This is a genomic window from Caballeronia jiangsuensis (assembly GCF_046030135.1).
GTDB classification, from domain to species: domain Bacteria; phylum Pseudomonadota; class Gammaproteobacteria; order Burkholderiales; family Burkholderiaceae; genus Caballeronia; species Caballeronia jiangsuensis.
Map to the genome: position 1 here is coordinate 29,827 of NZ_JAQQDB010000043.1, position 16,566 is coordinate 46,392.

General features: G+C 64.7%; 13 protein-coding genes and 2 tRNA genes. 9 read left to right on the forward strand and 6 right to left on the reverse strand.

Annotated elements, in window-relative coordinates; all coding sequences use genetic code 11:
- The first annotated feature begins 41 nt into the window (after positions 1 to 41).
- From msrB to PQR08_RS31805, 4 genes are all read left to right on the forward strand, one after another.
- Positions 42 to 458: a peptide-methionine (R)-S-oxide reductase MsrB gene (gene msrB, locus PQR08_RS31790; RefSeq protein WP_238215669.1), complete on the forward strand. Its 417-nt coding sequence runs from the start codon at positions 42 to 44 to the stop codon at positions 456 to 458.
- Positions 459 to 585: 127 nt separating this feature from the next.
- On the forward strand, positions 586 to 1,122 hold the full coding sequence (locus PQR08_RS31795; RefSeq protein ID WP_035498675.1) for a septation protein A: 537 nt from the start codon (positions 586 to 588) through the stop codon (positions 1,120 to 1,122).
- Positions 1,119 to 1,433, forward strand: a complete 315-nt coding sequence (locus PQR08_RS31800; RefSeq protein ID WP_187604777.1) for a BolA family protein — start codon at positions 1,119 to 1,121, stop codon at positions 1,431 to 1,433. Before PQR08_RS31795 ends, PQR08_RS31800 begins: the two co-directional genes overlap by 4 nt.
- An 80-nt stretch (positions 1,434 to 1,513) precedes the next feature.
- Positions 1,514 to 2,296 carry a peptidylprolyl isomerase gene (locus PQR08_RS31805; RefSeq protein WP_238215667.1) on the forward strand — a complete coding sequence of 261 codons (783 nt, stop codon included), beginning with the start codon at positions 1,514 to 1,516 and terminating at the stop codon, positions 2,294 to 2,296.
- 102 nt (positions 2,297 to 2,398) lie between these two features.
- Here the strand turns inward: PQR08_RS31805 and purL are convergent, their stop codons facing one another.
- The gene (gene purL / locus PQR08_RS31810; RefSeq protein WP_250483574.1) at positions 2,399 to 6,436 is read right to left on the reverse strand and encodes a phosphoribosylformylglycinamidine synthase; all 4,038 of its coding nucleotides are present in this window, start codon (positions 6,434 to 6,436) and stop codon (positions 2,399 to 2,401) included.
- Positions 6,437 to 6,899: 463 nt separating this feature from the next.
- Here purL and PQR08_RS31815 point away from each other — a divergent pair, with 463 nt between their 5' ends.
- The 3 genes from PQR08_RS31815 to pgi all read left to right on the forward strand — a co-directional run bounded on the left by PQR08_RS31815 (position 6,900) and on the right by pgi (position 11,677).
- Entirely contained in the window at positions 6,900 to 8,192 is a 1,293-nt protein-coding gene (locus PQR08_RS31815) for an FAD-dependent oxidoreductase (RefSeq protein WP_250483573.1), read from the forward strand.
- Positions 8,193 to 8,273: 81 nt separating this feature from the next.
- Positions 8,274 to 9,836, forward strand: a complete 1,563-nt coding sequence (locus PQR08_RS31820; RefSeq protein ID WP_250483572.1) for an NAD(P)H-hydrate dehydratase — start codon at positions 8,274 to 8,276, stop codon at positions 9,834 to 9,836.
- Positions 9,837 to 10,042: 206 nt separating this feature from the next.
- Positions 10,043 to 11,677, forward strand: coding sequence for a glucose-6-phosphate isomerase (gene pgi, locus PQR08_RS31825; protein ID WP_238215661.1), 1,635 nt, complete (start codon positions 10,043 to 10,045; stop codon positions 11,675 to 11,677).
- 51 nt (positions 11,678 to 11,728) lie between these two features.
- On the opposite strand, the gene PQR08_RS31830 is transcribed toward pgi, so the two are convergent.
- Positions 11,729 to 12,598 (reverse strand): ABC transporter ATP-binding protein, encoded by an 870-nt coding sequence (locus PQR08_RS31830; RefSeq protein ID WP_408163594.1) that lies wholly within the window; start codon positions 12,596 to 12,598, stop codon positions 11,729 to 11,731.
- Between PQR08_RS31830 and PQR08_RS31835 the strand changes: the two genes are divergently transcribed.
- Together PQR08_RS31835 and PQR08_RS31840 are read left to right on the forward strand one after the other, a co-directional pair.
- Complete coding sequence (locus tag PQR08_RS31835; RefSeq protein ID WP_408163597.1) at positions 12,480 to 13,100, forward strand: arylesterase; 621 nt, start codon at positions 12,480 to 12,482, stop codon at positions 13,098 to 13,100. The two genes, PQR08_RS31830 and PQR08_RS31835, sit on opposite strands and share 119 nt — an antisense overlap.
- A 128-nt stretch (positions 13,101 to 13,228) precedes the next feature.
- Positions 13,229 to 13,570, forward strand: a complete 342-nt coding sequence (locus tag PQR08_RS31840; RefSeq protein ID WP_187604784.1) for a hypothetical protein — start codon at positions 13,229 to 13,231, stop codon at positions 13,568 to 13,570.
- Positions 13,571 to 13,668: 98 nt separating this feature from the next.
- Here the strand turns inward: PQR08_RS31840 and PQR08_RS31845 are convergent, their stop codons facing one another.
- The 4 genes from PQR08_RS31845 to PQR08_RS31860 all read right to left on the reverse strand — a co-directional run bounded on the left by PQR08_RS31845 (position 13,669) and on the right by PQR08_RS31860 (position 16,460).
- Entirely contained in the window at positions 13,669 to 15,594 is a 1,926-nt protein-coding gene (locus PQR08_RS31845) for a SurA N-terminal domain-containing protein (protein ID WP_238293739.1), read from the reverse strand.
- Positions 15,595 to 15,877: 283 nt separating this feature from the next.
- Positions 15,878 to 15,954 (reverse strand) — tRNA-Asp (locus PQR08_RS31850).
- 26 nt (positions 15,955 to 15,980) lie between these two features.
- Positions 15,981 to 16,056 (reverse strand) — tRNA-Val (locus PQR08_RS31855).
- A gap of 77 nt (positions 16,057 to 16,133) precedes the next feature.
- A complete protein-coding gene (locus PQR08_RS31860) occupies positions 16,134 to 16,460 on the reverse strand; it encodes an HU family DNA-binding protein (RefSeq protein ID WP_273591749.1) in 327 nt (108 codons plus the stop codon).
- Between the last annotated feature and the right edge of the window lie 106 nt (positions 16,461 to 16,566).

Below are 16,566 nucleotides of genomic sequence, written 5' to 3' on the forward strand. Positions count from 1 at the left end.
TCATATACAAGGCCTTCCCGGCCAGACCAAAGGAACGAGAGATGAGCAGAGAAGACACCCCGACGAACTATCCGCTGCAGAAAGACGACGCCACCTATCGCCGTGAACTGGACGACATGCAGTATCAGGTCACGCGCCACGCCGTGACCGAGCGCCCGTTCACGGGCAAATACTGGGATCACGACGAGCGCGGCGTCTACGATTGCGTGTGCTGCGGCACGCCGCTTTTCGAATCCGCCACGAAATTCGATGCCGGTTGCGGCTGGCCCAGTTACTTCAAGCCGATCAACGGCGAAGTGATCCAGGAGAAAACCGACCGCACGCACGGCATGCTGCGCATCGAAGTGCTGTGCAAGAACTGCGGCGCGCATCTCGGCCATGTATTCGAGGACGGCCCCGCGCCGACCGGCCTGCGGTATTGCATCAACTCGGCTGCGCTACAATTCGAACCCAAGTAAGCGCGAGCCCGGCACCCTCGCTCGGGGAGCGACCGTGCCACGCCGTACCGACGCCCGCTCCGTTCGAGCGGGCGTTCTTCCCTCGCGCGCCTCGCATCCATCCGATGCCCATCACGTCCGGACGCCAATGAAATTTCTGTTCGATCTGTTTCCGATCATTCTCTTTTTCGTCGCTTTCAAGGTCTGGGGCATCTATACCGCGACGGCGGTTGCGATCGCGGCGACGCTCGTGCAGATCGCCTGGGTCGCGTTCCGTCATCGCAAGGTCGATCCGATGCTGTGGGTGAGCCTCGGCGTCGTCGTCGTGTTTGGCGGCGCGACGCTCGTGCTGCACAACGACACCTTCATCAAATGGAAGCCGACGGCGCTCTACTGGCTGTTCGCGTTCGCGCTGATCGTCGCGCAGATCGGCTTCAGAAAAAATCTGATCGAAGCGATGATGGGCAAGCAGATCGTGCTGCCGCATCGCGTGTGGGGACAATTGAATGTCGCGTGGGCCGTGTTCTTCGCGCTGCTCGGCATCGTGAATCTCTTCGTCGCGTATAACTACACGACGGATCAGTGGGTCAACTTCAAGCTCTTCGGTGCGACGGGCTGTCTCGTCCTGTTCATCGTCGCGCAGAGTTTCTGGCTCGCGAAACACATGAAGGAGGACGGACAATGAACGCATCGTTCGATTTCATGAGCGCGTCGGCGGCGGACAAGATCGCGCATCTCGAAGCGCGCCTGAACGAGACGCTGCAACCGCAATCGGTGCATATCGACGACGACAGCGCGGCGCACGCGGGCCATGCGGGTGCGGCGGCCGGCAGCCACTACACGGTGACGATCGTCGCGGCGTGCTTCGCCGGCAAGGCGCGCGTGGCGCGGCATCGGCTGGTGTATGATGCGCTGGCCGAGGAAATGCGGCGCGGCGTGCACGCGCTCGCGATCCGGGCTTACACGCCGCAGGAGTTCGCAGAACAATTCGAATAGACGCGCGCGCGCTTCATCACAAAGCTTTGCCTCTTAAATTCGCCTTTGAAGGCGTCTGTTTGCTCAGTTAGGAACCTCCGATGACTTTGAAAAAAACCCGCGTCTGGGTGTTGCTGGCTGCGTTCGCGGCTGCGCCCGCCTTTGCGCAAAACGTCGCCGTCGTCAATGGCACGCCGATTCCCACGTCGCGCGCCGATGCGCTCGTGAAGCAGCTCGTCGCACAGGGTCAGCAGGACTCGCCGCAACTTCAGCAGGCCGTGCGCGAAGAACTCATCAACCGCGAAATCCTGATGCAGGAAGCCGCGCGTGAAGGCATCGCGACGCGTCCCGACGTGAAGGCGCAGGTCGCCGTGGCGCAGCAGACCGTCGTGCTGCGCGCGCTGATCGAAGACTTCGTGAAGAAGAACACGCCGACCGACGCCGAGATCAAGGCGCGCTATGACCAGCTCGTCAAGCAGAACGGTGGCGGCAAGGAACTGCATTTGCATCACATTCTCGTCGCGGACGAAGCGCAGGCGAAGGATCTGATCGCGAAGATCAAGGCCGGCGCGAGCTTCGAAGATCTCGCCAAGCAATATTCGAAAGACCCGGGATCGGGCAAGAACGGCGGCGATCTGGACTGGTCGTCGCCTTCGGCTTATGTGCCGGAATTCGGCGCCGCCGCGGAGAAGCTGAAGAAGGGCGAAGTCACGCCGGAGCCGGTGAAGACGCAGTTCGGCTGGCACGTGATCCGCCTGGACGATTCGCGTGAAATCGCCCCGCCGCCGCTCGATCAGGTCAAGACGCAGATCGCGCAGCAGATTCAGCAGGAAAAGCTGCAGGCATTCGAAGAAGGTCTGCGAAGCAAGGCGGTGATCAAGTAAGCGTGCTTGCCTGATCGTCCCGTTCGCGCATCCGCGATCCATGACAAAGCCGCCCTCGGGCGGCTTTGTTGTTTCTGACGCAAATTCTGACGCGAAGCGCGATCAGCCGAGGAAGCGTCGCGCGTTCTGGAACACGCGCAGCCACGGGCTGCCGTCGGTGGTCCAGTCGTCGGGCGTCCAGCTCATCTGCACGTTGCGATGCACGCGCTCCATGTGCGGCATCAGCACGGTGAAGCGGCCATCGGGCGTCGTCACGGACGTGATGCCCTGCGGCGAGCCGTTCGGGTTGAACGGATACTGCTCCGTCGCATTGCCGCGATGATCGACGTAGCGCATCGCGACGAGCGCCTGCGCCTGATCGCCCTGCTGCGAGAAGTCGGCGAAACCTTCGCCGTGCGCGACCGCCACCGGAATGCGCGAGCCTTCCATGCCGGCGAAGAAGATCGACGGCGAGCTCTGCACCTCGACGAGCGAGAAGCGCGCCTCGAACTGCTCCGACTTGTTGCGCGTGAACTTCGGCCAGTTTTCCGCGCCGGGAATGATCGACGCGAGACTCGACATCATCTGGCAGCCGTTGCAGATGCCGAGCGCGAAGGTGTCGGCGCGGCCGAAGAACGCGGCGAACATGTCGGCGAGACGCTGATTGAAGCGGATCGTCTTTGCCCAGCCCTCGCCCGCGCCCAGCACGTCACCGTACGAGAAGCCGCCGCACGCGACTGCGCCCGCGAAATCGGCGAGCGTCGCGCGGCCTTCGAGCAGGTCGCTCATGTGGACGTCGTGCGCATCGAAGCCGGCGCGATCGAACGCGTAGGCCGTTTCGAGATGCGAGTTCACGCCCTGCTCGCGCAGAATCGCGACACGCGGACGTTTTCCCGTCGCGATGAACGGAGCGGCGACGTCTTCGGCCGGATCGAAGCTCAGCACGGGTGAAATGCCGGGGTCGGCGGCATCGAGCAGCGCGTCGTATTCGGCATCCGCGCAGGCCGGGTTGTCGCGCAGACGCGCGATGCGCCAGCTCACCTCGCTCCACGCGCGATGCAGCTCGGCGCGCGGCGCATCGAAAATCTTCTTCGCGTCGCGATAGATCTCGATCGCGCCGTTTTCGTTCGGCTTGCCGATCACATGCGAGCACGCCGACAGGCCATGCTCGCGCAGCGCGCCGAGCACCGCGTCGCGGTCCGATGCGCGCACCTGCACCACCGCGCCGAGCTCTTCCGAGAACAGCGCGCGGATCGTGCGGTCGTCGCGGCGGCCGCTCGTCTGCTTCGCCCAGTCCTTCGCGTCGCCGTAGTCGGATTCGTGTTCGGCGTCGAGCGTCAGCATGTCGACGTTCAGCGACACGCCCACGTGACCCGCGAACGCCATTTCGCAGACCGTCGCCCACAGACCGCCGTCGGAGCGGTCGTGGTAGGCGAGCAGCCTGCCATCGGCGTTGAGCGCCTGGATCGCGGCGAAGAAGCGCTTGAGGTCTTCGGGATCGTCGACGTCGGGAACGGCATCGCCGACTTGCTGCGTCACCTGCGCGAGGATGCTGCCGCCCATGCGGTTGCGGCCGCGGCCCAGATCGATCGCGATCAGCACCGTGCCGGCGTCGTTGACGAGCTGCGGCGTCAGATGACGGCGCACGTCTTCCACGGGCGCGAACGCCGAGATGATCAGCGACACCGGCGACACCACTTCGCGCGCGCCGCCGCGTGCGTCCTGCCACTTGGTGCGCATCGACAGCGAATCCTTGCCGACCGGAATGCTGATGCCGAGCGCCGGGCACAGCTCCATGCCGATCGCCTTCACCGTCTCGTAGAGCGCGGCGTCTTCACCGGCGCTGCCGCACGCGGCCATCCAGTTCGCCGACAACTTCAGCTTGTTCAGCGATTCGATCGGCGCCGACGCGATGTTCGTCACCGCTTCGCCCACCGCCATGCGGCCCGATGCGGGCGCGTCGATGACGGCGAGCGGCGTGCGCTCGGCCATCGTCATTGCTTCGCCGCGAAAGCCCGCGTAGTCCATCGTCGTGACCGCGCAATCGGCGACGGGCACCTGCCACGGCCCGACGAACTGGTCGCGCGCGGTCGTGCCGCCCACCGAGCGGTCGCCGATGGTGATGAGGAACGACTTGCTCGCGACCGTCGGATGCTTCAGCACATCGACCGCGACCGCCGACAGCGGCAGGCCGGTCACATCGACCGGCGTGAACTGCGTGCTCTCGCGCTTCACGTCGCGATGCATCTTGGGCGGCTTGCCGAGCAGCACGTCCATGGGCATATCGACGGGTTCCTGGCCTTCGTTCGCGTCGTCGATCAGCTTCAACTGGCGCTCTTCCGTCGCCACGCCGACGACTGCCACCGGGCAGCGTTCGCGCTCGCAGATGGCCTGGAACGCGGGCAGATCGGCGGGTGAAATCGCGAGGACGTAACGCTCCTGCGCCTCGTTCGACCAGATTTCGCGCGGCGAAAGACCGCTTTCCTCGAGCTGCACCTTGCGCAGATCGAAACGCGCGCCCTTGCCCGCGCCATCGACGAGTTCCGGGAATGCATTCGAAATGCCGCCCGCGCCGACGTCGTGAATCGACAGGATCGGATTGCCGTCGCCCATCTGCCAGCAGGTGTTGATGACTTCCTGCGCGCGGCGCTGGATTTCCGGATTGCCGCGCTGGACCGAGTCGAAGTCGAGCTCGGCGGTGTTCGCGCCGGTCGCCATCGACGACGCCGCGCCGCCGCCCATGCCGATGCGCATGCCCGGCCCGCCGATCTGGATCAGCAGCGTGCCGGCCGGCAGATCGTTCTTGTGCGTGTGCTGATCCGAAATATTGCCGATGCCGCCCGCGATCATGATCGGCTTGTGATAGCCGCGCACGCGGCCCGCGACGTTCTGCTCGTAGGTGCGGAAGTAGCCGCCGAGGTTCGGGCGGCCGAATTCGTTGTTGAAGGCCGCGGCGCCGATCGGCCCGTCGATCATGATCTGCAACGGCGACGCGATGCGGTCGGGCCGGCCGTACGGCGCGTGCTGGTCGGCCGGATTGCGCGATGCGAGCGGCACGGCGGCATCGCGATCGTTTTCCCATTTTTCGCGCGCATCGGGGAAATCGAGATTCGACACCGTGAAGCCCGCGAGACCGGCCTTCGGCCGCGCGCCGCGGCCCGTCGCGCCTTCGTCGCGGATTTCGCCGCCGGAGCCCGTCGCCGCGCCCGCGAACGGGGAAATCGCGGTCGGATGGTTGTGCGTCTCGACCTTCATCAGCGTGTGGGTCATTTCCACATGACGCTGATACTGCTCGTCGCGGCCGCGCGGGAACCAGCGTTCCGCGATGCCGCCCTGCATGATCGCCGAGTTGTCTGAATACGCGACGATCGTGCCTTCGTGATTCAGCTTTTCAGTGTTGCGGATCATCTGGAACAGCGACATGTCCTGCTTCTCGCCGTCGATGGTCCATTCGCCGTTGAAGATCTTGTGGCGGCAGTGTTCGCTGTTGGCCTGCGCGAACATCATCAGTTCGACGTCGGTGGGATTGCGCTTCAGATCTTCGAACGCGCTCACCAGATAGTCGATCTCGTCGTCCGCGAGCGCGAGCCCGAGTTCGATATTCGCGGCTTCCAGCGCCTTGCGGCCCGCGCCGATGATATCGACCGTCTGCAAGGGCTTGGCGGGCAGTTCATCGAAGAGATGCAGCGCCTGATCGCGCGATGCCGCGACGCTTTCCGTCATGCGGTCGTGCAACGCATCCGCGACGGCCGCGCGCGCTTCGTCCGACAGCGCCTTCTTGCCGCCGAGAAAGCCGCTTTTCATGATGACCGAGTACTCGACGCCGCGCTCGATGCGCCGCACCTTCTCGAGCCCGCAGTGATGCGCGATGTCGGTCGCCTTGCTCGCCCAAGGCGAAACCGTGCCGAAGCGCGGCACGACCATGAAAGTTTCGACGTGGCCGCGTTCCTTCGATGCGTCGAACGGCGCGCCGTAATGCATCAGCGCGTCGATGCGGCTGGTGTCATCGTCGGTGAGCGGCTCGGACGCGTTGACGAAATGCAGATACTGGCCGCGCACGCCGACGATATTCGCGTCGATGCGGGCGAGCGTTTCGAGAAGGCGGGTCTGACGAAAATCGGAGAGGGCCGAAGCGCCGGGGAAACACGAGAAGTGGGCCATTGTGACGGTGCGTCGATGACGTCTGTGTGCCGCTCGCGCGACGCTCGCATTTTTGCGAATCCAGAAAATTCGCAAATTCGGACTCGAGCGCGCAAAACGGCGTGAGGCGAAAGGAAGACCGCGATTATAACCCGGAAGCGTCTCGAAATCGGCCGGGGCGGTCCGGGCGAACGGCGCACGGCGGCGGCCCGGCGATGCCGAATGCATCGAATGCTCATCTCGAAATCACCGGGACTTGCCCGGCCGCGCTCAGCGCAGCGCGCCGCGCGGCCCACGACCGCGCGGCTTGCCGTCCCTCGCAAACGATTTTGGCGCTATCATGGCGCGCTTTCTTCGGGTCCGGCGTAAAGTCGCGCCGCCGGTTCCGTCGTTTTACCGTCAAGGCGCGCGGCTTCGGGCGCTTCCGCCCGCGCGTCACGCCGCGCAGCACTGCAATCTCGCGCCTTCGGGCACAAAAAAAGTCATGGATGTCATCGTCATCGGCGGAGGAATCGCCGGCATCGCCACCGCTTATCAGTTGCATGCGGCCGGGCATCGCGTCTGCGTGATCGAGCGCCACGCGACCGTCGCGCAAGGCGCGACCTACGGCCAGGGCGGCCCGCTTCTGCCCTCGCCGCTCGATGTCTGGTTCGGCCCGACCTTCATGGCATCGAGCCGCTCGAAGCAAAGCGGCATGGTGGTCAAGACCGGCTTCGATTCGGCCGCGCGCGATTTCATCAAGCAACTCGCGACGCTGCGCGATCCCGATGCGTTCGCGGCGCAATACGCGCATCTGCAGCCGCTCGTCGAGTTGTCGCGAGGCGTGCTGGCGGACATCGAAAGCCGTCTGGAACTTGATTTTGAGCAACGCCGCGGCATGCTGCACGTATTCCGGCAGCCGCGCGAACTCGAAGACGCGCAGCCGGCCATCGATCTGCTCAAGGGCTGCGGCGTGCCGTACCGGCTCCTGACGCCCGAGGAATGCGTCGCCGTCGAGCCTTCCGTGCCGGACTATCCCGAATTTGCGGGCGGCGTGCTGCTGCCCGAGGAACGCACGGCGAACTGCCCGCTCTTCACGAAGCAACTGAAGCAGGTGCTCGAAGACGACGGCGTGCAGTTCCGCATGCATCGGAGCGTCGCGTCGGTCCGGCTGGACGGCGCGCGCGCCGCGGTCGAACTCGGCGATCCGAACGAGGGCAGGAAGCGCAGCGCCGACGTCGAGCTGATCACCGCGGATGCGATCGTCGTCGCGGCGGGCACCGGAACGCCGGGGCTCGTCGGCGGAATGAAATCGGCGTCCTCGCTCTTTCCGCTGCGTGTGCACACGCTGACCGCGCCCGTCGCGTATGAGGAGCGCGTGCCGCATCTCACGGTCGTCGATACGGTCAAGCGCATCACCATGACGCGCGTGAACCAGCGGCTGCGCGTGGGCGGCGCGGGCGTGTTCCAGAGCGCGTCGAAGGCCGACAAGCCGCTCGACGCCACGCTGTCCCGGCGCGCGCTCGATTTGCTCGGCCAGGGCACGCACGACTGGATTCCGGGCGCCGCGCGAGTCTCCGCCGCGCGCGCGTGGGACGGTCTGCGGCTGATCACCGCCGACGGGCTGCCGATCGTCGGCGCGGCCCGCCATCCGCGGCTTTTCGTGAGCGCGGCGCACGGCCCGGCGGGCTGGGGCCTCGCGTGCGGGTCTGCTAAAGTGATCGCGGACCTCGTCTCCGGCGTCACGCCCGATTTGCCCGCCAGCACGCTTGCCGCGCTGAGCATCGAACGCTTCTAGCGACCTCGCGGCGCGCGCCGCCGCGACGGGCACGATTGCTGCGAAAACGCCGGGTTTCCGATCGCCCTTCCCGCCGCCGCCATGACCGCTGCCCGCTCGCCCTACTTCAGCCCCAAAGACGATCCGCTCGCGCTGCTGACGCTCACCGAGCTGCGCACGCTCGAAGCGCGCGCAGCCGCGGCGCTGCCGCCCCACACGCTGATGGCGCGCGCGGGTGCGGCCGCCGCGCAATGCCTCATCGATGTGATCGAGCACGATCCCGATTCCCGCGCACGGCCGGTATGGCTCGTGGCCGGTCCCGGCAATAACGGCGGCGACGCGCTCGTGATGGCCGAGCGGCTGCATCGAGCGGGGATTGCCGTGCGCGTGTGCATGCCGGTCGAAGTCAAGCCTGACGACGCGCGCTGGGCGCTCGAATCGGCGCGCGCGGCGGGCGTGCCGATCGACGGCCAGCCGCCCGCATCGTTCGACGGCTTCGGCTGGCTCGTCGACGGCATGTTCGGCATCGGTCTCACGCGCGCGCTCGAAGGCGTGTTCGCCGATATCGCCGCGCGCATGACGCGCCGTTGCGCTGCTTCCGGCCGCGTGCTCGCGCTCGACGTCCCGAGCGGCCTGAACAGCGACACCGGCGCGCCCGTGAACGGCGGCGAAGCCGTGCGCGTGACCGACACCATCACGTTCATCGGCGCGAAACCGGGTCATTTCACGTCGCAGGGCCGCGATCTGACGGGTCGGCTTTTCGTTTCGACGCTGGAGATCGAATCGAGCGCCGCGCCCTCGATCGTGCTCAACGCGCCCGCGCTCTTCGGCCCGTGCATGCCGCCGCGCGACAACGCGACCAACAAGGGCACGTTCGGCTCGCTCGCGGTGATCGGCGGCGATACCGGCATGTGCGGCGCGCCGCTTCTCGCCGCGCGCATGGCGCTGTACGGTGGCGCGGGAAAAGTGCACGTCGCGTTTCTGGGCGACGGCTTTCCGCCTTACGATCCGCCTCATCCCGAACTGATGCTGCATCGCGCCGACGGCTTCGCGCTCGACAGGATGGACGCGCTGGCGATCGGCTGCGGCATGGGCACGAGCGAGCGCGCGAAAAACGTGCTCGCGGACGTGCTGAAGCTCGACGTCCCGAAACTCCTCGACGCCGACGCGCTCAATCTCGTCGCGAAAGACGAGGCGCTCGCGTCCGCCGTCGCGACGCGGGGCGCTCAGGGCGATCCGTGCATCCTGACGCCGCATCCGCTCGAAGCGGCGCGCCTCCTGCAAACCGACGCGAAAACCGTTCAGGCCGACCGCATCGCCGCCGCGCGCCAGCTCGCCGCGCGCTATGCGGCGATCGCGGTGCTCAAGGGCTCGGGCACGGTGATCGCGTCGCCCGATGGCCGCGTCTCGGTGAACCCGACCGGCAACGCCGGCCTCGCGACAGGCGGCACCGGCGACGTGCTTGGCGGATTGATCGGAGCATTGCTCGCGCAGAAGCTGCCGGCTTACGAAGCCGCGCTCGCGGGCGTCTATCTGCATGGGCTCGCCGCGCAGACACTCACCGACGACGGCATCGGCCCGGCCGGACTGACCGCGGGCGAACTCGCCCCCGTCGTGCGCAGTCTCATCAACCGCCGCTTTTACGCGGAGCACGCGCGAAGCTGACGGTTTTCGGACGCTCGCCTGCAAAGCCATCGTGACGCTTTGCAAGCATCCGGTCATGCATCGTCGCTATACTCTTTTTTGATTCGGGCAACCGCGGCCGCTCACTCGTGTTTCAGTCGCGTTCACCAGACACGACACGCACAGGCAAGCCGAGCCGCAATCGCACGAACGTATTCCTCTGTCACTCTCAGACTAACGGACCGCTCATGACCCAAAACTCGATGCTCAATTCGCTTCCTGCCTGGTCGGCGCTCCAGTCGCATTACGATGCCATCTCCGGCGAGCGCCTGCGCGACTGGTTCGCGCCCGAGCACGACACCGCGCCGACGCGCGCCGAGCGCCTGACCTTCGAAGGCGGCGGCCTCGCAATCGACTTCTCCAAGAACCGCGTCAAGGACGAAACGCTCAAGCTGCTCGTCGAGGTCGCGCAGCAAGCCAAGGTCACCGAACGCCGCGACGCGATGTTCCGTGGCGATATCGTCAACATCACCGAGCATCGCGCGGTGCTGCATACCGCGCTGCGCGCCCAGTCGCCCGACGCGCCCTTCTACGAGCAGGTGCAGAAGGAAAAGGCCAAGATGGCCGCCTTCTCCGACCGCGTGCGCGACGGCTCGTGGAAAGGCTATAGCGGCAAGCGCATCCGTCACGTGGTGAACATCGGGATCGGCGGCTCGGATCTCGGCCCGAAGATGGTCGTGCACGCGCTGCATCATCTCGCGTCGAAGGATCTCGACACGCACTTCGTATCGAATGTCGATGGCGCCGATCTCTGGAGCGTGCTCCAGCAAGTCGATGCCGAAGAGACGCTCGCGATCGTCGTCTCCAAGACCTTCACGACGCTCGAAACGATGACCAACGCGCATTCGATGCGCGACTGGTTCCTGAAGTCCGGCTGTCCCGAAGATCAGCTGTCGAAGCACTTCGTCGGCGTCTCGGCGAATCCGGCCGAAGTGGTCAAGTTCGGTATCGCGAAAGAAAACGTGTTCGAGATGTGGGACTGGGTCGGCGGCCGTTACTCGCTGTGGTCGGCCGTGGGTCTCTCGATCATGCTCTCCGTCGGTCCGCAGAATTTCGACGCGCTCCTGCAAGGCGCGGCCGCGATGGACGAGCACTTCCGCACCGCGCCGCTCGACAAGAACCTGCCCGTGCTGATGGGCATGATCGGCATCTGGTATCGCAACTTCTTCGGCTCGCAGAGCGATCTGATCGCGCCGTATTCGCAGGCGCTGCACTATCTGCCGTCGTATCTCCAGCAACTGGAGATGGAAAGCAACGGCAAGTCCGCGCGGCTCGACGGCAAGATGGTCGATTATCCGACCGCCGCCGTGATCTGGGGCGAGCCGGGCACGAACGGCCAGCACGCATTCTTCCAGATGCTGCATCAGGGCCCGACGCTGATCCCGATCGACTTCATCGCCGTGATGACGCCGGAGCATCCGCTTGTCGATCATCACGCGAAGCTGCTCGCCAACTGCTTTGCGCAGAGCGAGGCGCTGATGCTCGGCCGCACGCTGGAGGAAGCGAAGAAGGTGGCCGGTCCGGGCAAGGAAGAACTCGCGACGCATCTGAGCTTCCCCGGCAACCGCCCGACCACGACCATCATGCTCGATGCGCTCACGCCGCAGTCGCTCGGCGCGCTCATCGCGCTGTACGAACACAAGGTGCTCGTGCAAGGCACGGTGTGGGACGTCAACTCGTTCGATCAGTGGGGCGTGGAGCTCGGCAAGATTCTCGGCAAGGTCGTCGAGGCCGATATCACCGCCGCGAACGTCGATGCGGCCAAGCATGATTCGTCGACCTCGGCGCTGATCGCGCGTGCGCGCAGTGCGTTGAAGCGCTGACGCCCGGCGTTGTCGTCGATGGCCCGCGACGCTTTTGCGTTGCGGGCCTTTTTACACGCCGAGACCGTTGACGAGACGCCCCGCTTCGATCGTCACCGTGGCATCGCAACGTTCCGCGAGTTCCTGATCATGCGTGACGAGCACGAGCGTCGCGCCGTTGCGGCGATTCATCTCGAACATCAGATCGATGATCGCGTAGCCCGTGGCGGCATCGAGGCTGCCGGTGGGTTCGTCGGCGAAGAGCACGGCGGGATGCGTGACGAACGCGCGCGCGAGCGCGACACGCTGCTGCTCGCCGCCGGACAGCACCTTGGGATAATGTCCTGTGCGTTGCGCCAGTCCGACCTGATCGAGCAGCGAACGCGCGCGCGCGGCGATCTCGCTGTGCGGCGTCTGGGCGCGCAACTCGAGCGGCAGCATCACGTTTTCGAGCGCGGTCAGATGCGGCATCAACTGGAACGACTGGAACACGAAGCCGACGGCGCCGCTTCTGAGCGCGGCGCGCTCGTCTTCGTTCAAGGTGGACAACTCCTTGCCGAGCAGACGAACCGAGCCCTCGCTCGCGCTGTCCAAACCGGCGAGCAGGCCGAGCAATGTCGACTTGCCCGAGCCCGATGCGCCGACGATCGCGACGCTGCTGCCCTTCGCGATCGACAGATCGATGTGATCGAGAATCGTGAGCTCGCCCGTTGCGTCCTTCACTCGCTTGCTTAATCCCCGTACTTCGATGACCGGCTCGATATTGTTTTGCATGGACACCTTGAAAATAAACTTGCGCGGCTTCGCTTCCGCGATCGCGATGATGACGGCATGTTGTGCGACCGCGCACGCCGCAGATGCGCAGGCGGCATCGCAGCCGAAGCCCGCAATCGTCGTGCTGGGCGATAGTCTGTCGGCCGAATACGGTTTGCCACGCGACACCGGCTGGGTCAATCTGCTGCGCGACAAGCTGGCGAAGGAGCGTTTCGATTATAGCGTCGCCAATTCGAGCATCAGCGGCGACACCACGAGCGGCGGGCGCGCGCGCCTGACCGCGGTGCTTTCGCGCATCAAGCCCGCGGTCGTGATCGTCGAGCTCGGCGCGAACGACGCGCTGCGTGGCGTACCGCTCCCGACGACGGAGACGAATCTGCGCAGCATCGTCGATGCATCGCAGGCCGCGCATGCGAAGGTTTTACTCATCGGCATGTACGTTCCGCCCAATTACGGCCCCGACTACACGCAAAAGTTCCACGCGGTCTATGAGCGTATCGCGAAGGACAAGAACGTGCCGCTCGTGCCGTTTCTGCTTGCGGGTATCGCTGACAAGCCCGCCATGTTCCAGGCCGACCAGATTCATCCGACGGTGCAGGCCCAGCCTTTGCTATTGGATAACGTCTGGCCAACCTTGAAACCCTTGCTGGGCGCCAGTGCGTCGCACTAACGAAGACGCCGGACGCGCGACAGCTTTAGCAATCCAACGCGGAGCACGGCCAAGATTCAGATCTCTGAGACTTTCGCGTAACTCTTATAACCCCGCTCGTTTCGTGAGCGACTCTACAAGGAGGTCACGTGAAATTTATCCCTCTTCTCGCCCTGACCGTTGCGATCTCGGCCTGCGCCGCTCAGCCGCCTGCCGGCGTGCAGCAGGTCGGCACGAGCCAGAAGGCGCCGAAGGTCGTCGCGCAATGCGTCGCCCAGAAGTGGGCCGACGCGTCGCAGCAGCAAGTCGTGTCGCAGGACACGCTGGCGAACGATCAGGCCGTCGACGTGTACGTTCCCGGCCAGCAACCGCCGAGCGGCGCTGCGGCTGTCGTTCGACCCGCATGGTCGGGTTCGGGCACGTGGGTCGGTTTCCGCGCCTCGGGCGCTGCCGGCAGCCAGGCCACCGGCGATATCCAGGCTTGCCTGTAAGCGAGTCTCTGACGCCTGCCTGCTTGACGGTGGCGTAGCCCAAGCAAAAGCCCCGCATCCTTTCGGTAGCGGGGCTTTTTTAACGACGCCAGCGTCGATCAGTTCGACGACGACGGCGGCGGCGCCTGGCTAAGCTTGACCTTCGAGCGCGCCTTCAACGCGTTGATGTACGCCTCCATGTCGGCTTGCGCATAGACCTGCGCGACCTGCTGCTGCGCCCCCGCGAGACGATCGGCGGCAACCGGCGTGGCCTTCTCGATGCCGTTCACGCGATAGATCGCATAACCGTCCGCGCCGAGATCCACACCGACATAAGCCGGCAGCTTCGATGCATCCACCTTGAAGATCGCGCTCAGCGCAGCGGGCGGCAAGCCTTGCGCGTCGTTACGCGAAACCGTGACGGGCGACGTGAAACCATCGGCCGACTTCGACTTCTGCAGATTCGCAAGCTTCGCTTCGCCTTCTTTCTTCGCCATCGCAGCGGCCATTTCCGCGATCACCTTCTTGCGCACGTCGTCCTTCACGGCGTCGAACGCCGGAACCGACGAAGCCTTGTAGTCGGTCACGCGCGCGGCGATCAGCGTGTTGTTGCCGACGTCGATGGCCTGCGTGTTGTTGCGGTCCTTCACCGCGTCCGGCGCGAAGACGGCCGCGAGGAACTTCGGATTGTTGAGCGGATTGTCCTGCGGCAACTGCGGATTCGGCTTCGGGCCGACCGTCGCGGTCTGGATCGTCAGCTTGTATTTGTCCGCGGCGGGTTGCAGCGTTTTCGCCTTCTCGTAGACGAGATCGGTGAAGCCTTGCGCGTTTTCGGCGAAGCCCTTCGTGCCTTGCTGGGCCGCATAGTCCTTGGCGAGCGAATCTTTCACTTCATCGAACGGCTTCGTGATGGACGGCTTCACATCGGTCGCCTGGATGATGTGATATCCGAAGTCCGACTCGACGATATTGCTCACCTCGCCCTTCTTCAGGCCGAACGCGGCGTCGTCGAAAGCCTTGCCGCCCGCGATCTGGCCGCGCGCGAAGTAGCCGAGATCGCCGCCCTTGCTCGCCGAACCGGGATCGTCCGAGTTCTTCTGCGCGATCTGCGCGAACTGGTCGGGATGCGCCTTGACTTGCGCGAGCAGTTCTTCGGCTTTCTGCTTCGCCTTCGCCTTGTCCGCCGCGCTCGCGTCCTTCGGCGCGTTCACGAGAATGTGGCTCGCGCGCACTTCCGCTTCCGTGCGATAGCGCTGGATGTTGTCGTCGTAATATTTCTTGAGCTCGGCGTCGCTCGGCTTCGATGCCGCCGCGACCGTCGATGGCGACAGCAGCAGATACTGGATCGTGGCCGTCTCCGGCGTCGCGAAGTCGTTGCGATGCGCGTCGTAGTACGCATTGAGCTGCGCGTCGGTGGGCTGGATCTTCGCGGTGTAGTCGGCCGCACGCAGCGACAGACCCTGCACCGAGCGCTTCTGCTCGGCAAGCTCCGTCAGACTCTGCGCAAGCGCTTTCGATGTGAACGACGTCGTCTGGATGCTGCCCGGAATCTGCTCGGTCGCGATCGTGTAGCGCATGCGCTCGTCGTACTGCGCGGGTGTCATGCCCTGCATTGCGAGCAGTTGCTTGTAGCGATCGAGGTCGATGCTGCCGTCGGGTTTCTTCAGCGACGAGATCACCGGATCGGAAAGCAGCGCGCGGCGCACGGCGTCATCCGACGCGGTCAGATGCAGGCGCTGCGTTTCGTCGGCCATCGCGCGTTGCTGCACGAGGCTGTCGACCATCGCGGCGCGTGCCTCGGGCGTGTCGAACATCTTGGCGTCGAACTGCGCGCCGAGCATCGAGCGGGCGCGGTCCACTTGCTGACGGAAGGCGCTGTCGAACTCCGCGCGCGTGATCTTGTGGCCATTCACGCTGGCGACGTAGGAGCTTTCGTCGAAATAGTTGCTGAAGCCCTGGATCCCGACCATGCCCAGACCGGGCACGATGATCAGGATCAGCAGAGCCATCATCAGGCGCTGGTGATTACGGAAAAAGTCGAGCATGCGTGCGCTGCGTGGTTATAACAAAACGCTCGATATTACAACAGTGGACGGGGAAAAGGCGAAAGGCAGATGGGATTTGCGTTCTCAAGAGCGAAATAGTCGCGCCGACTTTCCGTAGTGAAAGGTCTCACGCTCCGGAAATACCTTGTGTGCAGCGGATCAGCGGTACACAGACGCGTGCTTCTTTGCGCAATCGTTAGCATTCTTAACGACGCGGAATCACGCGCAAAAAACAGAAAAGTCCCGCAAGCGATACAGCTTGCGGGACTTTCATGTTCGATTCTGGCGGAGCGGACGGGACTCGAACCCGCGACCCCCGGCGTGACAGGCCGGTATTCTAACCAACTGAACTACCGCTCCTGGGTAGCGCGCAATGAACTGAGACCTGGTGGGTGCTGAGAGGCTCGAACTCCCGACCTACGCCTTGTAAGGGCGCCGCTCTACCAACTGAGCTAAGCACCCGGTCCGCAAATTCATTCGGTTTGCGCTGCGCTGAATTCATGCGCTTCGTTTGAGAAGCGCCGTATCCAGCGAGTCCGCTAGTTTAGCGCATCCTTCAGCGCTTTGCCAGGGCGAAATTTCGGGACCTTCGCGGCTTCGATCTTGATCGCATCGCCCGTGCGCGGATTGCGGCCCGTGCGCGCGGTGCGCTTGCCCACGGCGAACGTCCCGAAGCCGACGAGCGTCACAGTGCCGCCCTTCTTCAGCGTCGCGCTCACGCCGCCGATCACCGCTTCGAGCGCGCGGCCGGCTGCGGCCTTGGAGATATCGGCTTGCTGCGCGATATGGTCGATTAATTCCGTCTTGTTCATGGTGATCCCCGAATCAGTATTGGCACGTTGTAATCGATCTGGTCCAGCATCGATGCGAATGGCATCTCGATATGATGGATGCGGCGCTCATTTAACTTAGCCGAAAGAAGCGTGTCAACGGGGGTTGAGCCTTACTCGGCGCGGGTTTGAAGCGTTTTAG

Bases quoted from the DNA above. Each gene is read 5' to 3' on its own strand.
- PQR08_RS31795 (WP_035498675.1), top strand. From the start codon at position 586: ATGAAATTTCTGTTCGATCTGTTTCCGATCATTCTCTTTTTCGTCGCT.
- PQR08_RS31820 (WP_250483572.1), top strand. From the start codon at position 8,274: ATGACCGCTGCCCGCTCGCCCTACTTCAGCCCCAAAGACGATCCGCTC.
- PQR08_RS31805 (WP_238215667.1), top strand. From the start codon at position 1,514: ATGACTTTGAAAAAAACCCGCGTCTGGGTGTTGCTGGCTGCGTTCGCG.
- msrB (WP_238215669.1), top strand. From the start codon at position 42: ATGAGCAGAGAAGACACCCCGACGAACTATCCGCTGCAGAAAGACGAC.
- purL (WP_250483574.1), bottom strand. From the start codon at position 6,436: ATGGCCCACTTCTCGTGTTTCCCCGGCGCTTCGGCCCTCTCCGATTTT.
- PQR08_RS31815 (WP_250483573.1), top strand. From the start codon at position 6,900: ATGGATGTCATCGTCATCGGCGGAGGAATCGCCGGCATCGCCACCGCT.
- PQR08_RS31800 (WP_187604777.1), top strand. From the start codon at position 1,119: ATGAACGCATCGTTCGATTTCATGAGCGCGTCGGCGGCGGACAAGATC.
- pgi (WP_238215661.1), top strand. From the start codon at position 10,043: ATGACCCAAAACTCGATGCTCAATTCGCTTCCTGCCTGGTCGGCGCTC.
- PQR08_RS31845 (WP_238293739.1), bottom strand. From the start codon at position 15,594: ATGCTCGACTTTTTCCGTAATCACCAGCGCCTGATGATGGCTCTGCTG.
- PQR08_RS31835 (WP_408163597.1), top strand. From the start codon at position 12,480: ATGACGGCATGTTGTGCGACCGCGCACGCCGCAGATGCGCAGGCGGCA.